16 protein-coding genes are annotated in these 17,408 nt (G+C 65.8%); 5 read left to right on the forward strand and 11 right to left on the reverse strand.

All coding sequences use genetic code 11. The features are described from left to right. Positions 1–5 precede the first annotated feature (5 nt). Complete coding sequence (locus J7S20_RS12380; RefSeq protein ID WP_284054527.1) at positions 6–1,022, reverse strand: zinc transporter ZntB; 1,017 nt, start codon at positions 1,020–1,022, stop codon at positions 6–8. 31 nt (positions 1,023–1,053) lie between these two features. Beyond that, a complete protein-coding gene (locus J7S20_RS12385) occupies positions 1,054–2,049 on the reverse strand; it encodes a ligase-associated DNA damage response exonuclease (RefSeq protein ID WP_284054528.1) in 996 nt (331 codons plus the stop codon). A 101-nt stretch (positions 2,050–2,150) separates the two neighbouring features. On the opposite strand from J7S20_RS12385, the gene J7S20_RS12390 reads away from it, so the two are divergent. The 4 genes from J7S20_RS12390 to pdeM all read left to right on the forward strand — a co-directional run bounded on the left by J7S20_RS12390 (position 2,151) and on the right by pdeM (position 6,517). Then, the gene (locus tag J7S20_RS12390) at positions 2,151–2,336 is read left to right on the forward strand and encodes a hypothetical protein (RefSeq protein ID WP_284054529.1); all 186 of its coding nucleotides are present in this window, start codon (positions 2,151–2,153) and stop codon (positions 2,334–2,336) included. 17 nt (positions 2,337–2,353) lie between these two features. After that, positions 2,354–4,777, forward strand: coding sequence for a ligase-associated DNA damage response DEXH box helicase (locus J7S20_RS12395; protein ID WP_284054530.1), 2,424 nt, complete (start codon positions 2,354–2,356; stop codon positions 4,775–4,777). A gap of 118 nt (positions 4,778–4,895) precedes the next feature. Beyond that, positions 4,896–5,810: an aspartyl protease family protein gene (locus tag J7S20_RS12400; RefSeq protein WP_284054531.1), complete on the forward strand. Its 915-nt coding sequence runs from the start codon at positions 4,896–4,898 to the stop codon at positions 5,808–5,810. Between the two features lie 44 nt (positions 5,811–5,854). Then, the gene (pdeM, locus tag J7S20_RS12405; RefSeq protein ID WP_284054532.1) at positions 5,855–6,517 is read left to right on the forward strand and encodes a ligase-associated DNA damage response endonuclease PdeM; all 663 of its coding nucleotides are present in this window, start codon (positions 5,855–5,857) and stop codon (positions 6,515–6,517) included. A 9-nt stretch (positions 6,518–6,526) separates the two neighbouring features. Here pdeM and J7S20_RS12410 read toward each other — a convergent pair whose 3' ends face one another. From J7S20_RS12410 to J7S20_RS12435, 6 genes are all read right to left on the reverse strand, one after another. Beyond that, complete coding sequence (locus J7S20_RS12410; protein ID WP_284054533.1) at positions 6,527–7,225, reverse strand: head GIN domain-containing protein; 699 nt, start codon at positions 7,223–7,225, stop codon at positions 6,527–6,529. A gap of 40 nt (positions 7,226–7,265) precedes the next feature. Beyond that, positions 7,266–7,982, reverse strand: a complete 717-nt coding sequence (locus J7S20_RS12415) for a head GIN domain-containing protein (protein ID WP_284054534.1) — start codon at positions 7,980–7,982, stop codon at positions 7,266–7,268. Positions 7,983–8,106: 124 nt separating this feature from the next. Beyond that, positions 8,107–8,646, reverse strand: a complete 540-nt coding sequence (locus J7S20_RS12420) for a CarD family transcriptional regulator (protein ID WP_284054535.1) — start codon at positions 8,644–8,646, stop codon at positions 8,107–8,109. 324 nt (positions 8,647–8,970) lie between these two features. Beyond that, positions 8,971–9,312 (reverse strand): ferredoxin FdxA, encoded by a 342-nt coding sequence (fdxA, locus tag J7S20_RS12425; protein ID WP_284054536.1) that lies wholly within the window; start codon positions 9,310–9,312, stop codon positions 8,971–8,973. A gap of 37 nt (positions 9,313–9,349) precedes the next feature. After that, entirely contained in the window at positions 9,350–9,655 is a 306-nt protein-coding gene (locus tag J7S20_RS12430; protein ID WP_284054537.1) for a S4 domain-containing protein, read from the reverse strand. Beyond that, positions 9,648–12,161 carry a helicase-related protein gene (locus J7S20_RS12435; protein ID WP_284054538.1) on the reverse strand — a complete coding sequence of 838 codons (2,514 nt, stop codon included), beginning with the start codon at positions 12,159–12,161 and terminating at the stop codon, positions 9,648–9,650. Before J7S20_RS12435 ends, J7S20_RS12430 begins: the two co-directional genes overlap by 8 nt. A gap of 235 nt (positions 12,162–12,396) precedes the next feature. Here J7S20_RS12435 and J7S20_RS12440 point away from each other — a divergent pair, with 235 nt between their 5' ends. Then, a complete protein-coding gene (locus tag J7S20_RS12440; RefSeq protein ID WP_284054539.1) occupies positions 12,397–13,896 on the forward strand; it encodes a M23 family metallopeptidase in 1,500 nt (499 codons plus the stop codon). Positions 13,897–13,961: 65 nt separating this feature from the next. Here J7S20_RS12440 and J7S20_RS12445 read toward each other — a convergent pair whose 3' ends face one another. The 3 genes from J7S20_RS12445 to J7S20_RS12455 form a co-directional block, all read right to left on the reverse strand. Beyond that, a complete protein-coding gene (locus tag J7S20_RS12445; protein ID WP_284054540.1) occupies positions 13,962–15,647 on the reverse strand; it encodes an ATP-binding protein in 1,686 nt (561 codons plus the stop codon). 76 nt (positions 15,648–15,723) lie between these two features. After that, a complete protein-coding gene (locus tag J7S20_RS12450; RefSeq protein ID WP_430980941.1) occupies positions 15,724–16,491 on the reverse strand; it encodes a TIGR02186 family protein in 768 nt (255 codons plus the stop codon). Beyond that, on the reverse strand, positions 16,488–17,402 hold the full coding sequence (locus tag J7S20_RS12455; protein WP_284054541.1) for a sulfite exporter TauE/SafE family protein: 915 nt from the start codon (positions 17,400–17,402) through the stop codon (positions 16,488–16,490). Before J7S20_RS12455 ends, J7S20_RS12450 begins: the two co-directional genes overlap by 4 nt. Positions 17,403–17,408 lie beyond the last annotated feature (6 nt).

Consider the following 17,408-nt stretch of genomic DNA (forward strand, 5'->3'; position numbering starts at 1 on the left):
CGCCCCTAAAGCCATTTCAGCTTGCGGAAGATCAGCAGCTGGAAACCGAACAGGCCGACCAGCAGCGCCACCGTGATCCAGAAGGCATCGCCGTCATTGACGCCCGGCATCCCGCCGACATTGATGCCGAGCAGCCCGGTCACGAACGATAGCGGCAGGAAGATCGCTGCGACGACCGACAGCATGTACATCGTCTGGTTGGCGCGCGCGGCGGCGCGGCTGTTGATTTCGTCCTGAAGCACGACCGCGCTCTGCATCGATACGTCGATATCCTCGAGATAGCGACGCAGCCGGTCGATCGTCTCGCGGATGTCGCGGCGATTATCCTCGCTAAGCCAGGGCGGCGCGGTGCGGCCGATCTCGAGCAGTGCCTCGTGCTGCGGCGACATGTAGCGCTTCAGCGCCAGGCAGTTGCGGCGAATGTCGGCAATCACGTCGAGGATCGCGTCGGCGTCGGCATCGTCGGCGTCGCCCTCTTCCTCCAGCTCGTCGATACGGTCGTTCATGTCGACGATCGACCGGCTCATCTTCGCGACCGTCTGTTCGACGAGTTCGGTGACGAGGTCGCCCGCGGTTTGCGGTCCTTCTCCGCCGTCGACATCGGCGAGCACATCGAACGGGGTCTGGAGCCGGCGACGGCGCAGCGTGACGACACGGCGCGCATCGGCCCAGATCTGCATCGCCACCATATCCTCGGGCTCGGCTCCGGGGTTGAAGTTGATCCCGCGCAGAATCGTGACCAGCGTTCCGCCCTCGCGAAAGGCGCGCGGTCGCGTGTCATTGGCCGTCAGCAGTTCGACCGTGGCCTCGGACAGGTGCAGCGCGCTGTCGAGCCAGTCGGTGACCGCGTCGACCGTACGGTCGAGATGCAGCCACAGCGTCTCCTGCTCATTTTCGGGATGCCAATCGCGCGCCTTGTTCCAGTCGGCCGGTCGCGCACCGCCGGCGCCGTCGAGTATCCGGGCGAAGATCAGCCCGGTCTGCGGATCGGGTTCGGTCTCGGAGGTGCGCGCGGCGTTCATCGCCAAAGGCTATCTGCAGGCACAGCCGCGATCAATCGTCCTCGTCCTCGAACCCGACCAGTTCGAGCGCGCGCGCCTTGATCTGATGCAGTCCGCACCAATGGACGAGCGCATCCTCGCGGCCATGCGTGACCCACACTTCCTTCGGCGCGATCTCCCGGATCGTGCTGGTCAGCTCGTCCCAGTCGGCATGGTCGGACAGAATGACCGGAAGCTCGACATTGCGCTGCCGAGCGCGCTGGCGGACGCGCATCCAGCCGCTCGCCATCGCGGTGATCGGGTCGGGCAGCCGCCGCGACCAGCGGTCGTTGAGCGCCGAGGGCGGGGCGAGCACGATATGCCCCCGCATCTCGCCCTTGTCGGCCCCGGTCGCCGGGCGCAGCTCGCCCAGATCGACACCGTGATCGACATACAGGTCGCACAGCCGCTGGAGCGCGCCGTGGACGTAGATCGGCGCGACATGATCCAGCTCGCGCAGTTCGCGAATGACGCGCTGCGCCTTGCCGAGCGCATAGGCGCCGACCAGCACGCAGCGATCGGGATTGGCGTGGAGCGCATCGATCAGCTTGGCGATTTCGTCGCGCGTTTCGGGATGGCGGAACACGGGCAGGCCGAAGGTCGCTTCGGTGATGAAGATGTCGCACGAAACGGGTTCGAAGCGCGCGCAGGTCGGGTCTTCGCGGCGCTTATAGTCGCCCGAGACGACCACGCGCTCACCGCGATGTTCGAGTATGATCTGCGCCGATCCGAGGACATGGCCCGCGGGCACGTAGGTGACATCGACCTCGCCGAGGCGAATCGCTTCGCCATAAGCGACGGGCTTGCCGTTTTGCGGGCCGTAGCGCGCTTCCATGATCGCCAGCGTTTCGGGCGTCGCCCAGACCGTTTCATGTCCGCCGCGGGCGTGGTCGGCATGGCCGTGCGTGACGAGCGCACGCGGCTTTGGCGCGGACGGGTCCACCCACGCATCGGCGGCGGGCACGAAGATTCCTTCCGGATGGGGTTCGATCCAGCTGCCAAGCGCCATTGCGCCGATATGGGGTGGCGCGAACGCTTCGCCAGTCGGATCGAAAGCAGCGCCGCAGTGTTGAAAGGAGTGAAAGGCGCAAGGAGCCGAAGGAGAATGTGATGATTGACCTGGGAAGCCTGTGGGGCCTCGCAACGGTGATCGGCCCGATCGTACTGGCCGCCGTCATCATCTGGGCGATCCTGCACAATCGGACGTCGCGCGAACAGGATGCCGAAATCGAAGCGGCGACGCATCGCCTGTATGACGAGCAGGACCGCGAAGACAAGCTGCGCGAAAACCTGTGACGCGCTAGACGGGCGGAGTGGACGCACCCGCCGACATCATCGAATCGCTGCCGCCATCGCTTCGCGAATGGTTCGCCGAACGCGGCTGGCGGCCACGCCGACACCAGATCGAGATGCTGGAGGCGGCGCGTGCCGGGCGACATGCGCTGCTCGTCGCGCCGACCGGTGCGGGCAAGACGCTGGCGGGCTTTCTGCCTACGCTCGCCGACTTGATCGAAAGTCCCGCCGAGGGGCTGCACACGCTTTACGTATCGCCGCTCAAGGCGCTCGCGATCGACGTGCAGCGCAACCTGATGGCGCCTATCGAGGAGATGGGCCTCGATATCCGCGTCGAGGCGCGCAGCGGCGACACGCCGTCGGATCGCAAGAAACGCCAGCGCGCGCGACCGCCGCAGATCCTGCTGACGACGCCCGAATCGCTCAGCCTGCTCCTGTCCTATCCCGACAGTTTCACGCTATTCGAAAATCTGCGCACCGTCGTCGTTGACGAGGTCCATGCCTTTGCCACGCAGAAGCGCGGCGACCTGCTCTCGCTCTCGCTCGCGCGGTTGCAGCATATCGCGCCGACGCTGCGCCGCGTCGCGCTGTCGGCAACGGTGGCCGATCCCGACGGCTACCGCGCATGGCTGGCACCCGATGGCGATATCGACAGCGTCGAGAAGGTGCTTGGCGAAGCGGGCGCCGATCCGGATATCTCCATCCTGCTTCCCGAGGGGCGCGTGCCCTGGTCGGGCCATTCGGGCCGCTATGCCGCGCCGCAGGTCATGGCCGAGATCGAGACGCACCGCACGACGATCGTGTTCTGCAACACCCGCGGCCTCGCCGAACTGATCTTCCAGGATTTGTGGAAGGCAAACGAGATGGGGCTGCCGATCGGTGTCCATCACGGCAGCCTGTCGAAGGAGGCGCGGCGCAAGGTCGAGGCGGCGATGGCGGCGGGCAAGTTGCGCGGGCTGGTCGCGACGGCGAGCCTCGACCTCGGCGTCGACTGGGGCGATGTCGACTGCGTGATCCAGATGGGCGCGCCCAAGGGATCGTCGCGATTGCTGCAGCGGATCGGCCGCGCCAATCACCGGCTCGACGAGCCGTCGGAGGCGGTTCTCGTTCCGGGCAACCGCTTCGAGTATCTGGAAGCGCGCGCGGCGCTTGATGCGGTAGAGGCGGGCGAACTCGATCCCGATATTTTCCGCCCCGGCGGGCTCGACGTTCTCGCGCAGCATTTGATGGCGTGTGCCTGCGCAGCGCCGTTCGATGCTGCGGAAATGCTGCGGCAGGTTCGTGCAGCATTGCCCTATTCGGCGCTCACGCAAGAAGCCTTCGATCGCGTGCTCGGCTTCATCGAAGATGGCGGCTATTCGTTGAAGGCGTATGACCGGTTCAAGCGGCTGACGCACGGTGCCGACGGGCTGTGGCGCGTCAGCCATCCGCGCTTTGTCACGCAGCATAGAATGAACGCCGGCATCATCGTCGATGCGCCGACGCTCGACGTGCGGTTCAAAAATGGGCGCAAGCTGGGCACGGTCGAGGAATATTTCGCCGCGCAGCTTTCGCCGGGCGACACGTTCTTCTTTGCGGGCATGAGCCTCGAGGTCGAGCGGATCGACGTCACCGATCTCGTCGTGCGGGCGACCGCCAGGTCGGCGCGCATCCCGACCTATGTCGGCGCGCGGATGCCGCTGTCGACCAATCTCGCGCGGCGCGTGCGCACGCTGATGCACGACCGCGACCAGTGGGCACGCTTTCCCGGGGATGTTCGCGAATGGCTCGAGGTACAGCAACGGCGATCGGTGCTGCCCGCTCCCGACCAGCTGCTCGTCGAGACGTTCCCGCACGAGGGGCGACATTACATGGTCGCGTACAGTTTCGAGGGGTGGAACGCGCACCAGTCGCTCGGCATGCTCATCACCCGGCGAATGGAAAGCCAGGGGCTGAAACCGCTCGGCTTCGTGTCGAGCGACTATGCGCTCGCCTGTTATGGGCTCGAACCGGTCGAGGACCCGGCGGCGCTGTTCTCGCCCGATATCCTGGAGCATGAATTTGTCGAATGGGTGCAGGGCTCTGCGCTCCTGAAACGCGCGTTCCGCGAGGTTGCGGTTATCGGCGGGCTCGTCGAGCGACAGCATCCGGGCAAGCGCAAGTCGGGCAAGCAGGTGACCTTTTCCACCGACCTGATCTACGACGTGCTGCGCCGCTACGAACCCGACCACCTGTTGCTGCGCGCAGCATGGGCCGATGCCCGCGCACGGATGACCGATGTCGGCCGGCTGGCCGATCTGCTCGACCGCGCGGGCGGTACGATGCTGCACAAACGGCTCGACCGGATCAGTCCGCTCGCGGTGCCGGTGCTCGTGCTGATCGGGCGTGAAAATGTTGCGCAGGGAAGCGCCGAGGATGCGCTGCTGTCCGAGGCCGAACTGCTCGCCGCGGCTGCGATGGAATAGCTTCGCGGACCGCAAAGTCGCCGGTCAAATTGCGAAATGGCACATTTTGTGTTATCATTTTTCAATGTTGAAGGCGCTTATGATATTACCTTGCGCCGCGTTGCTTTCGGCGCAATCCTTGCCAGCCACACATTCCGGTGATGGATCGGCAAGCGCGCGACCATCGCCCGAACTTCGCCAGATGTTGTCCGATGCGGCGCTGCTGACGCTGGGTGAAAACCAGCGGCGGATGACCGTGCCCGTTTCGATCAACGGCGAGGGGCCATATCCCTTCGTCATCGACACGGGCGCCGAGCGCACGGTTATTTCGCGGCAACTTGCCACGGTGCTGGGGCTCAAGTCGGGGCCGCGCGTCACGCTGGCGGCGATGAGCGGCCGACAGGTTGTCGGCACCTATGTTGTGCCCGAATTGTCCGTCGAGCGGCTGTCTGATTTTGCCGGCCTGGCCGCGCCGGGGCTCGACAAATACGACCTGGGGGCACACGGGCTGCTCGGCCTCGACGTGCTCGAGGGACATCTGATCCGCTTCGACTTTGCCCGGCGCGAAATGTCGGTTCGCGATTCGCCGCGCCGCCGTGTGCTGCGTCATTCGTCCGATGAGATCGTGGTCACGGCACGGCGCTATCATCACCGGCTCGTGCTGACCGATGCCGAATATCGCGGTCATGCCATCCGGGTGCTGATCGACACCGGATCGGTCATCAGCGTTGGAAATCCCGCCTTTCAGCGCCTGGTCGAGAGGAGTCGCAGCATCGCCAACCCGTTGACGGTGCTGAGCGTGACCGGCGATCGCGTGGAGGCGCAGTTGTCACTCGTCGACGGGGTGAAGATCGGCAGCGTCCGCTATAAATCACTGCCGGTGGCATTCTCGCCGCAACCGCCCTTCGACACCTTCGCCCCGGGGGACAGGCCGGTCCTGATCCTCGGCATGGACGCGCTGCGGATTTTCTCGCAGGTCGATATCGACTTCACCAATTCGCGGATCGTGTTTCATATGCCCGATCCCGATTATGTGCCGCCTGTGTGGTGGTAGCCTTGGGCCTTGACCGCTGACCGTGCGCGAACGATAGCGGTGCCATGGTTCCCCTTTCGTTCGCTGGTCGCGACTTTGCGGCACGTACCGACGGCACGCTGTTCTGGCCGCAGCGGCGTGCGCTGCTGGTCGCGGACCTCCATTTCGAAAAGGCGAGCTGGTTCGCGCGGCATGGCCAGATGCTTCCGCCCTATGACAGCATGGCCACGCTTCGCATGCTTGCCGCAGCGGTAGAGGCCGTGGACGCTCGCGAGGTCTGGTGCCTGGGCGACAGTTTTCACGACAGGGCGGGCAGCGCGCGGATGCGCGCCGAAGCGCGGGATGCGTTGCACGACCTGACGCGCAGCGTGCGCTGGACCTGGATCAGCGGCAACCATGACGCGGTATATGAGGACAGGCTGGGCGGAGACGTCGTGACGGAGGCGGAGGTCGATGGCCTCATCCTGCGCCACCAGGCCGAACCGGCCGAGGCGCGGCCCGAATTGTCGGGGCATTTCCACCCCAAGATCCGCGTTCGTGCGCGCGGCCGATCGGTGGCGCGCAGATGTTTTCTGGCCAGTCAGAGCAAGCTGATCCTGCCTGCCTTCGGGTCGCTGACCGGCGGACTCGACGCCGCGCATCCCGAAATCATCCGTGCGATCGGCCGGTCGGCAGAAGCACTGATCGCGCTGGACGACCGGTTGCTGCGGTTTCGCGTTGCCGCCTGAGATGCGGGCCTAGCGCTCCATCCGGTCGCAATGCACCGGTCCCGGGCCGCGGATGGTGCAGCTCGCATTGCCGGTGACGGTTATCGAGCCAAGCCCGGTGGCGGTGATGTTCGCGCTCCGCTCGGCATGGAAATCGCTTTGCCCGGGCCCGTCCGAACTGACCGTCAGATCGGATACCACAAGGTCGGCTGCGTCGATGCTTCCGGTGCCGCTGTTGGTGAAGCGCGCCTGGTGAACCTTGCCCGAAAGCGCCAGTGCGCCCGACCCCGCGAGCACGGCGGTAAGCTGATCGGCATCGACCTTGCCGATATTCAGCCGCCCCGATCCGGTTACCGTCAGCGCGACCGACTGGCCCGTCAGCATGTCGAGATCGAGCGTACCGCCGCCGATGACGCTTGCTGCGTGAACCTCCGGCGTGGTGGCGGTGATGACCGGCGGCTGATGGCGCTCGCCGGGCCAGCCGCCCCATTGGTTGAGGCTGGGCGCGACGATCAGTGTCCGCCCTTCGACATGAACATCGACCGCCTCTATCGCGCGCACATCGCCGGAAACGGTGGCGCCGGAGCCGCTTCCCGTCGTCAGGTGGACCTCGAACGGCCCATCGACGCGAATGCTGTCGAAGGTCGAGAGCATGATCGTGCGATCGCGCGCTCCCGCGCTGGCGGGCACGAGCAGCAACAGCGCTGCGAGCAGGAGGCGGATCGGCATGGTCGCCGGCATCGCATCGAAGCGAAGCCGGCGCAAGCAACTATGCTCCGCAGCGGATATCGCCCGATCCCATCTTGTGCTTCGTGCAGCGCGCGCCGGGTCCCAGATCGACATCGCCCGATCCCATCACCGACACCGTGGCCGGGCCATCTACGATCGCGGTCGCGTCGCCCGATCCGGCAATCGAGACCGTGGCCGAGGATGCCTTCAGGTCGCGCGCGCGGACATCGCCCGACCCCTGGATGGAAATCGACAGATCATCCGCCCTGCCGGCCGCCGACAGTGAGCCCGAACCCGCGATCGAAAGCGCAACGCGGCCACCCTCGACCATCCCGACGGCAAGGTCGCCCGACCCCGCGATCGAGCCGTTGAAATCGCCCTGGGCGCGGTCGACGGTCATATCGCCCGACCCGTCGATCGCTGCGCCGTGGAGTTCGGGCATCGTGACGCGCACCGTCGCGCTTCCGCGCGATCCCCAGCTCCAGCCGCTGTTGCGCTTCGTGCCGATGGTCAGAACGCCGTCATCGACCTTGACCTCCAGTCGCTCGATCGCCTTTTCGGAGCCCGTGGCGTGGATCGAAAAGTCCTTGCCGGTCGAAATTTCCACATTGTCGGACCCGCGCAGCCTGACCGCGTCGAACCCGTTCGCCGAATAGGTGCGCGAGATTTTCGCCCCCGCGCTTTCGGCGCCTCCGCTGTTGCCGATCGTTCCGCAAGCCGCGAGCGGCAGGAACAGGACTGTGATCGCACGGCGCATTGCAACCTCCCTTAGTGTATTGCACCAATAATACACATAAATTTGGTCGCTGCAATCCCGCCCGAATGCAAAAGGGGCGGCCGTTTCCGACCGCCCCTTTCTCGAGTGCGGATGCACCGTGCCGTCAGGCGGCAGCGGCATCCTTGTCCTTGTTATATTTCGGTGCCGCTTCGCGCAGGATGTCGAGAATCTTCTCAAGCGCGGTGGGTTCGTCGACCTCTTCCATCGCGGCGAGCTCACGCGCCAGGCGCGATGCGGCGGCTTCGAAGATCTGACGTTCCGAATAGCTCTGTTCGGGCTGGTCGTCGGCGCGGAACAGGTCGCGGACCACTTCGGCGATCGACACGAGGTCGCCCGAATTGATCTTCGCTTCATATTCCTGCGCGCGGCGCGACCACATGGTCCGCTTTACCTTGGGCTTGCCCTTCAGCGTATCGAGCGCTTCCTTGAGCGTCTTGTCGCTCGACAGCTTGCGCATGCCGACGCTTTCGGCCTTGTTGGTGGGCACGCGGAGCGTCATCCGCTCCTTTTCGAAACGCAGAACATAAAGTTCGAGCTGCATTCCAGCAATTTCCTGTTTCTGCAGTTCGATGACACGGCCGACGCCGTGCTTGGGGTAAACAACATAATCGCCGACGTCGAAGGACAGCGCCTTGGCAGCCATAGGGGGAAGCCTTTCCGTAAATTTTGTCCCGGGGGATTGAACACTGGCGAAAGCTCGGCTAGCCGAACCCGGTCAGCGCCGCCGGGGCAATCAACAAGAGTCTCCGGTCGGAGGGCATGTACGCCTCCGTCGCGCATCATTTAACACAGCTGTAATAAAATTACTAGCCGGTTTGCATATCCGGCAGGGCGTTTCGTCGCACAAATGCGACACCGCCGACGGCTATGTCGACAGGTGCGGCACCATATGGCGCCGGTTCGATTGTTCGAAGCGCGTGCCCGGGATTTTGTGTGGCCGTGCCGTTCGGCGGGCGCTGCCCGCGGGTCAGTCGCCCTTGCCGGGTTCCGGCGAGAAATATTTCTCGAACTTGCCTTCTTCGCCCTTGTGCTCGTCGGCATCGTCGGGCGTCTGACCAGCATTGGTCGTCACGTTCGGCCACTCGGCCGAGTATTTGGTATTGACCTCGAGCATCTTCTCGAGCCCCGGCTCGGTGTCGGGCAGGATCGCTTCGGCCGGGCATTCGGGCTCGCAAACGCCGCAGTCGATGCATTCGCTGGGGTTGATGACCAGCATGTTTTCGCCTTCATAGAAGCAATCGACCGGGCAGACCTCGACGCAATCCATGTATTTACAACGGATGCAGGCCTCGGTGACGACGTAGGTCATTGGTGGCGGAACTCCAAGCCAGTGTTTGCCTAACCTGCTATTCGCGGGCGCGGGGCGCGTCAACGGGGTTGGCGCTTCCGGGTTGCAGGTCTTCGTACAGGCTTGCGGCTTCGGCAGGCGGCCCGCGACGCCGCGGCAGCGCCGCGACGCGCAGCACGCGGACCTTGCCATGGCGAGCATAGGCGATGATCGCGCCGGGACGTACGGCAGCGTGCGCCCGGTCGATCCGGCGGCCGTCGAGCCGCAGCGTCCCAGCTTCCGCCATCGCCTGCGCCACCTTCCGCGTGGGCGCCAGCCGCGCCCACCATAGAAAACGGTCGAGGCGCATGGCCGCGTCAGCCATTGCCGAACTCGATATCGGCAAGCGCTGCGAACGCATTGCCGGGCTGCGCGGGCTTGTCGGGCCGCCGGCGCGGGGCAGGCCGGCCACGCCATGTCCAGCGCGCGCGCCCTTCGACCGGCGGCGCACCGCGAAAGCCCAGCCGGGCCATCAGCTTGCCGAGCGTGGCATCGGTCAGCCCGATCGAGGTCGCGAGCGCGGGATCGGGCGCGAACGGGGTCCGGCCGTCGCGCTTGTCATGCGCGTCGCGCGCGATGCGTTCGACCAGATCGACGCGAACCGCTTGCGCACCGATCGCGCGAAAGCCCATTGCCGCGCTTGCCCCCGGGGCACCGCGATCGAGCACCGTCGCGCCTTCCTTGGGCTGCGCGGCGTGCCTGCCGCCCGCTGCCGCGAACAGCGCTGCGCGCCACCGCGCTGCCGCGGGCTTGAGCAGCCGGGGGTCGAACAGGTCGAGCGTCCCGATCGTGATACCGGCCTTGCGCAGGCGCTTGCGATCCTCGGCCTCGAGCGCGCCCACCGCCTTGGCCACGGGATCGCGCGCGGTGATGCCGCCATGTTCGGACAGCGCCGCCGCTACCGCGCGCAGCCGGGCCGAGGCGGCGGGATCGCGCGTAATCGCGTCGAGCCGGGGCAGCGACGGGCAGCGCCGCGCAATCTGGTCGGCCACCCAGCGTTCGATGCGATCCTTCACCGCCTTGCGCTGCGCCTTGTCGAGACAGTCGAGGCTGCGGTCGAGAACTACCTTCGGACGGGCGGGCGACGTACCGCCCTTCAGATGCGCAATCACGACCTCGCGCCAGCATAGCTGCGGCGCCCCACCATCGTCGGGGGACAGCGTGATCTCCGAATCGCTGGCCGCGGCAAGTGCTGCGCCGCGCCGCGACAATTCGCCGCCCAGTCGCTTTTCGGCGGCGGCGAGCAGCATCCGCTTGTCATGCGCTCGGGCATCCGCGGCGACCGAGAAGCGAAATCCGTCGAGCCGGCCGAGGACATGTTCCTCGACCATCACCTCGCCCTCGGGCCCGATCTCGACCGGAAGCTCGCCCGCATCGGCGCCGATCTGGCGCAGCAGGACCGACGTTCGCCGATCGACGAACCGCTGCGTCAGCCGCTCGTGCAGCGCATCTGACAGGCGCTCCTCGATCTCCTGCGTTCGCCCGGCCCAGTGTTCGGGACTTGCGAGCCAGTCGGCGCGGTGCGCGATATAGGCCCAGCTTCGCGCCGCCGCGATCCGTCCGGCGATGGTTTCGACATCGCCCTGGACATTGTCGAGCCGGGCGATCTCACCCGCGAACCATTCGTGCGAGACATGGCCGTTGCCTTCGCTCAACGCTTCGAACACGCGGCCGACGAAGCGCGCGTGCGGATCGACACCCAGCTTGCGGAAATCGGGCAGGCCGCAGGCGGCCCAAAGTCGTGCGACCATCGCGGGGGAGCGCGCGCGGTCGCGAACCCAGTCTTCGTTCGCAAGCTTCTTGAGCACCGCAAGGTCGATCGCCTCGGGCGCGGGGCGCAGCAGTTCTTGTTCGGGCTTCGCCTCAAGGTCGGCGATCAGCGTGTCGATGCTCGACAGGCGCGGCACACCGTCGCGCCAGTAGAGCGACTTGAGCGGTGCGACGCGGTGATCTTCGAGCGCCTCGATCTCTTCGGGCGTAAAGGCGGACGGCCCGTCTGCATGGAGCGAGCCGAACGTGCCGTCGCGCTGATGGCGACCTGCGCGCCCGGCGATCTGCGCCATTTCGGCGACCGTCAGCCGCCGGCGCCGATGGCCGTCGAACTTGCTGAGCCCGGCAAAGGCGACATGCGCGACATCGAGGTTCAGCCCCATGCCGATCGCGTCGGTCGCGACGAGATAATCGACCTCGCCAGCCTGGAACATCGCCACCTGCGCGTTACGCGTTCGCGGCGACAATGCGCCCATGACGACGGCGGTGCCGCCACGCAGCCGGCGCAGCGTTTCGGCGACGGCATAAACCTCTTCGGTGGAGAAGGCGACGATCGCCGAGCGCCGCGGCAGGCGCGAAAGCTTCTTGGCGCCGGCATAGCTGAGCGTCGAGAACCGCGGCCGGCCGATGATCTCCGCCTCCGGCACCAGCTTGCGCAGCATCGGCGCGAGCGAGTCAGAGCCGAGGATCATCGTTTCCTCGCGTCCGCGCGCGCGCAACAGCCGATCGGTGAAGACATGGCCGCGTTCGGGGTCGGCACCGAGCTGCGCTTCGTCGAGCGCAACGAAGGCGACATCGCGATCGACCGGCATCGATTCCGCGGTGCACAGCAGCCAGCGTGCATCGGGCGGCAGGATCTTCTCCTCGCCGGTTATCAACCCGACCTGGCGCTCGCCCTTGATCGCGACCACGCGGTCATAAACCTCTCGCGCCAGGAGCCGCAGCGGAAAGCCGATCATGCCGCTCGCATGGCCGCACAGCCGCTCGACCGCCAGATGCGTCTTGCCGGTATTGGTGGGGCCGAGCACCGCCGTGACGGGGCTTAGTGCGAACTCACTCATCACCGCCCCAAGATCGTTGGTTTCGTCGACCGTTGCAAGTTGCCGAAATTCAGCCCGCGACTCGCGCAAAACCGGGAAAGTTGCGTAATCTTTCCGGGTTCGTCCCTCTCGCCGCACGGTTCACCGCAACTATCGTCCGAGGGGCGCCGGGTTAATTTGACTTTAGCCTATTAGTTGCACAGTGATTTTCCCGGGCCGGGGGTAGTGCGGCCGCAGATTGCCGGGGGTTGGCGCATTGTTCCTGCGCACCGAACATGGACTGGATCAAGGTAGCGGAACGGGGGCGCTCTCGTTCGGGCGTGTTCTGGCGCCGCGTCCGCAGAGCCTTGCCGACAAGCTGCGCGAACGCTTTCCCGATTTCGATCCGGTGCCCGACCTCGGGTCGCGGATCGGCTCGCGCGAATGGTTTCGCGGCGTTGCGACCTGCGCCGCGCTCTGCACCGTCACCGTCATGCTGTCGCCCGGTTTTTCCCGCCCTATCCATGCGGCGTCGCCCGCGCCGCTGTCGGGCTCCGATTGGGACGATGCGCGCACCCAGTCGATCTCGGCACTGGCGCTGGGATCGAACACCGGTGCGCATATGGGCGCGACCAATCTGGTCGAGCCGCTGGCCGATACGCCTGAACGTCCCATCATTGAAAAGACTGCGCTGGTCGGTCGTGGAGAGGATTTCGCGGACGTTCTGCTGCGGGCCGGGCTCGACAAGGCCGACGCGACGCGCACCGCCGATCTGGTGGGAAATGCGATTTCGCTCGACGATCTCAAATCGGGTACGCGGCTCGACCTGACGCTTGGCCGCCGTCCGGCGAAGTCGCAGCCGCGCCCGCTCGAAAAGCTTTCCTTCCGCGCGAAGTTCGACCTGACGCTTGAGGTCTCGCGCGGCGATGCCGGCCTGTCGCTCACGCGCATCCCGATCGCGGTCGATCACACGCCGCTGCGCATTCGCGGTCGGGTCGGCGCCAGCCTGTATCGTTCGGCACGTGCCGCCGGAGTGCCGGCCAGCGCGGTCGCGGCCTATATCAAGTCGATCGCCAATGTCGTGCCGATGTCCTCGATCGTCGCCGACGACCAGTTCGATATCATCGTCCAGCGCGAACGCGCCGCGACCGGCGAGACGCAGCTCGGCAACCTGCTATATGCGGGGCTCGACCATGGCAGCCGCGACGTGCAGCTGATGCGCTGGGACGATGACGGGCGCACAAGCTGGTTCGACCCCAAGGGCACGAGCGAGCGCAAGGGCGCGATGATGATGCCGGTCCATGGCCGCATCACGTCCACCTTCGGCATGCGTTACCACCCGATCCTCCACGCGAAACGGATGCACAAGGGGCTCGACATCGCGGCTGCTTATGGCACGCCGATCCATGCCGCATCGGACGGCGTGGTCGCTTATGCGGGGCGCGCCGGCGGATATGGCAATTTCATCAAGCTGAAGCACCGCGGCGGCATCACCACCGAATATGGCCATATGAGCAAGTTCGCTGTGCATTCGGGCGAGCGTGTCCGGCGCGGCGAAGTGATCGGCTATGTCGGTTCGACCGGCCTGTCGACCGGCGCGCACCTGCACTGGGAAATCCGGAAGAACGGCCGCGCGGTGAATCCGCAAAGCTTCAGCTTTTCCTCGGTCGAACGGCTGGCGGGAAGCAATCTGCGCGAGTTCAAGGCGCGGTTGCGGCGCCTGCTTTCGGTGCCGGCGGCCGGCGTCCCCGGCGATGCCGAGGAAGACGCCGGCTAAAGCCGGTTCGGCTTTTCGAAAAACTGGATTTGGCGTGACCGCGGCGGTGCCGCTGCGCGCGGGGCTCAGTGCCCCTGTGCGCGCCAGCGTTTGATCGTGCGGCCGATGATCGCTTCCTCGTCGCCGACCTGACGCCAGAGTTCGGAGAATAGCGGGTCGCCCGATGCCGGACGGCGATCTTCCTCAAGCGTGTCGAACAGGACGCGGATCGGCGTTGCGACACCTTCGCCGCAAATGATGCATTCGCGGTTCCTGAGCGCCGGGATCGAATCGAGGAAGCCGCGTGCGCCCTCTGGCATGGCCGCACGGACATAGGCCTGGTCGCGGTCGTTGTTCAGGCGCATCGAGATGATCGTGCCGCACTGCGACAGCACGCCTTCGGCAAGGTCCGACGGCCGCTGCGTCACGAGGCCCAGCGAGACGCCGTATTTACGGCCTTCCTTGGCGATGCGGCTGAGCGTGTGCCCGACCGACGAGCTTTCCGCGCTCTGATCGTTGGGAACGTAGCGGTGCGCCTCTTCGCAGACGAGCAGGATCGGCCGTTGCGGTTCGTTGCGCGACCAGATCGCGAAGTCGAAGACCATGCGCGACAGAAGCGCGACCACGACCGACGTGATTTCGGAGGGAACACCCGATACGTCGATGATCGAGATCGGCTTGTCGTTGCTCGGCAGGCGGAAGATGCGCGACAGAAAGTCTGCCATGGTGTCGGCGACCAGCATGCCGGAAAACATGAACGAATAGCGCGGGTCGGCCTTCACTTCCTCGATCTTGGTCTTGAGCCGCAGATAGGGGGCGGTGTCGCCGGCGCGGTCCATCTTGCCCATTTCGAGCTGGATGATGTTGGTCAGGTCGGACAGCAGATAGGGGATCGGCGAATCGACCGTCAGCTTCCCGATCTGCTGCGCCAGCCGGTTCTTGCCGCGCGCCATCAGCAGGCACTTGGCGAGGATGTCGGCGTCGACCTGGCGGCTGGAGCCCGAGCCGGTGAGGAATACCTCGCAATGTTCCTCGAAGTTCATCAGCCAATAGGGCAGCGCGAGGTTGTCGACATTGTAGATCGCGCCGTTGGTCTTGAACGCCGCGGCATATTCGCCGTGCGGGTCGATCATCACGATATGACCCTGCGGCGCGAGTTCGCAGATGCGGTGCAGGATCAGCGATGTCGCGGTCGATTTGCCCGTGCCGGTCGATCCCAGCAGCGCGAAATGCTTGCCGAGCATCGCATCGACATACAGCGCGGCGCGAATGTCGCGCGTCGGATAGACGGTGCCGATCTCGACATTGGCGCGCTCGTCGGCGGCGTAGATCTGGTTCAGGTCGGCGGTCGATACCGGATAGACGTAGGAGCCCGGTGTCGGATAACGCGTCACGCCGCGGCGGAAGCGATAGAGCTTTCCGGTCAGCCGTTCCTCGTCGCCCTCGCCGAGAAAGTCGATCTGCGCGACGACGCGGTCCGAATCGATGTCGCTCATCTTGAGCGAGCGGATATTGGCGACCAGCCAGACATTGCCGACGCGCATCTTGATCTGCGCCCCGACCCGGCCCGCCGTCGCCATCGCCGAATCCTCGTGATCGGCGAGCTCCTCGATCGCCGCACGGTCGAGCAGCACCAGGCTCGACGATCCGGCGATTTCCATGACGGCACCGATTGCCGCCACCGATTCGGGTGCGGAACCGGTCGCGCTCGCGCTGCCCGTTCCCGCAGGTTCCGCCTGTTCGAACGCATGCGCGCCCAGCATGTCCGCCATAAAAAATCCTCGGTGGTCCATCGGCCACCTTGGCGACGCCGGGTAAATATACCGTTAGGTTCGCGCTACCATGGCGTCAGAAACGACGCCAAATCGCTCCCGCGCTCCAGCCGAGCAGCACCGACAGCGCGACGGCGGCAAGCCCGTACAGGATCGAGGAGCGGTCGGCTGCGCTCGCAACGAAACGTTCGAACCCCGATTTGCGGATATTGATGTCTCGCACCGCCGCCGCGAGAACGCGGCCATCGCGGACGAGGAACGTCTCCGCGGTGAACTTGCCGACGGGCACGCGCGCGGGGATCGTCACCCGAGCGCGGTAGAGAACGCGGTCGGTGATCTGCACTGCATCGGGCGCTTCGTAATAGAGCCCGGCGCGCTTGCGCAGATCGACCAGGCCGCTTGCGAATCGCGACTGGGTGTCGGGCGCCATGCCCGAGGCGGGCGAGAGTTGCAGCCGGTCGAGCCCGAATTCGTAAATCGCGCGGGTGCGGTCATCGACCAGATCGCGCACCGGCCGCGACGACGCGATGGCGTAGAAGGACGGGACCGAGCGATAGCGCGCGCTTTCGGCATTGACCCAGATGCCGGCGACCTTCTGCTTTTCGCGCAGCAGGATCGACTGCGAGGGGCCTTTTACCACGATCACGATGTCGGTCGGCGGCTCGTCGGGACCCGGCGCCTGCCCGCCGGGGTACAGAATCGCTCCGAACAGCAGCAGGTCGGCACCGGTGAAGCTGTAGACGATGTCGATGTCGCGTTGCGAGACATCGGGCACCAGCACCGGCTTGGTCGCGCCGATCAGGAGCGGCAGCAGCGCGGTAAGGATCAGCGCGCGCAGCTTCACGGCAGGTCTACCGTGTAGATCTCGTCGGGGCGCCAGCCGAGGCCCAGCGCCATGCGCAGACCGACGAGGAGGACGATGACGGCGAGCGCCAGCCGCAGATATTCGGGCGTCACCTTCTGCGCGAACCGCGCGCCGATCTGCGCGCCCGTCGCCGATCCGAGCAGCAGCAGCGTGGCGAGGACGATATCGACCGACTTGGTGGTCGTCGCATGGACCAGCGTCGCGCTGGCGGTAACGAACAGCGTCTGGAACAGCGACGTGCCGACGACGACGCGCGTATGCATGCCCAGCAGATAGAGCATCGCCGGGATGAGGATGAAGCCGCCGCCGATGCCGAGAAGCGTCGTCAGGATACCGATGCAGAAGCCGAGCAGCATCGGCGCGAGCGGCGATATGTAGAGTCCCGACGCATAGAAGCGCGTCCGGAACGGCAGCGAAGCGATGAGCGGGTGGTGGCGGCGCTTGCGCGCGCGCGATGCCGTGCCCGATCTCGCCTTACGGATCGCGCCGATCGATTCGATGAACATCAGTCCGCCGATCGAACCGAGCAGCACGACGTACAGGATGGCGATCACGGTATCGATCTGGCCGGATTTCTGAAGGATGCTGAACAATACCGCGCCGAACAGCGAGCCGAATATGCCGCCGGTGACCATCATCGCGCCCATCTTCACATCGACGCCGCCGCGGCGGAAATGCGCGGACACGCCGGACACGCTGGATCCCGTGACCTGCGACGCCGACGACGCGGCGGCCACCGTCGGCGGAATGCCGTACACGATCAGCAGCGGCGTGGTCAGAAATCCGCCGCCGATGCCGAACATGCCCGACAACAGCCCGACGCCCCCACCCAACAGGATGATGACGAGCGCGTTGACCGACAGGTTGGCGATGGGAAGGTAGATGTCCATGCGGAC

The organism is Stakelama marina, from assembly GCF_018122655.1.
Taxonomy (GTDB): Bacteria; Pseudomonadota; Alphaproteobacteria; order Sphingomonadales; family Sphingomonadaceae; genus Sphingomonas; species Sphingomonas marina.

Excerpts from the sequence above, each read along its gene's own strand:
- J7S20_RS12445 (WP_284054540.1), bottom strand. The coding sequence starts at position 15,647 with ATGGCGGACATGCTGGGCGCGCATGCGTTCGAACAGGCGGAACCTGCG.
- J7S20_RS12410 (WP_284054533.1), bottom strand. The coding sequence starts at position 7,225 with ATGCCGATCCGCCTCCTGCTCGCAGCGCTGTTGCTGCTCGTGCCCGCC.
- J7S20_RS12380 (WP_284054527.1), bottom strand. The coding sequence starts at position 1,022 with ATGAACGCCGCGCGCACCTCCGAGACCGAACCCGATCCGCAGACCGGG.
- J7S20_RS12385 (WP_284054528.1), bottom strand. The coding sequence starts at position 2,049 with ATGGCGCTTGGCAGCTGGATCGAACCCCATCCGGAAGGAATCTTCGTG.
- pdeM (WP_284054532.1), top strand. The coding sequence starts at position 5,855 with ATGGTTCCCCTTTCGTTCGCTGGTCGCGACTTTGCGGCACGTACCGAC.
- J7S20_RS12455 (WP_284054541.1), bottom strand. The coding sequence starts at position 17,402 with ATGGACATCTACCTTCCCATCGCCAACCTGTCGGTCAACGCGCTCGTC.
- J7S20_RS12390 (WP_284054529.1), top strand. The coding sequence starts at position 2,151 with ATGATTGACCTGGGAAGCCTGTGGGGCCTCGCAACGGTGATCGGCCCG.
- J7S20_RS12430 (WP_284054537.1), bottom strand. The coding sequence starts at position 9,655 with ATGGCTGACGCGGCCATGCGCCTCGACCGTTTTCTATGGTGGGCGCGG.
- J7S20_RS12435 (WP_284054538.1), bottom strand. The coding sequence starts at position 12,161 with ATGAGTGAGTTCGCACTAAGCCCCGTCACGGCGGTGCTCGGCCCCACC.
- J7S20_RS12415 (WP_284054534.1), bottom strand. The coding sequence starts at position 7,982 with ATGCGCCGTGCGATCACAGTCCTGTTCCTGCCGCTCGCGGCTTGCGGA.
- J7S20_RS12420 (WP_284054535.1), bottom strand. The coding sequence starts at position 8,646 with ATGGCTGCCAAGGCGCTGTCCTTCGACGTCGGCGATTATGTTGTTTAC.
- fdxA (WP_284054536.1), bottom strand. The coding sequence starts at position 9,312 with ATGACCTACGTCGTCACCGAGGCCTGCATCCGTTGTAAATACATGGAT.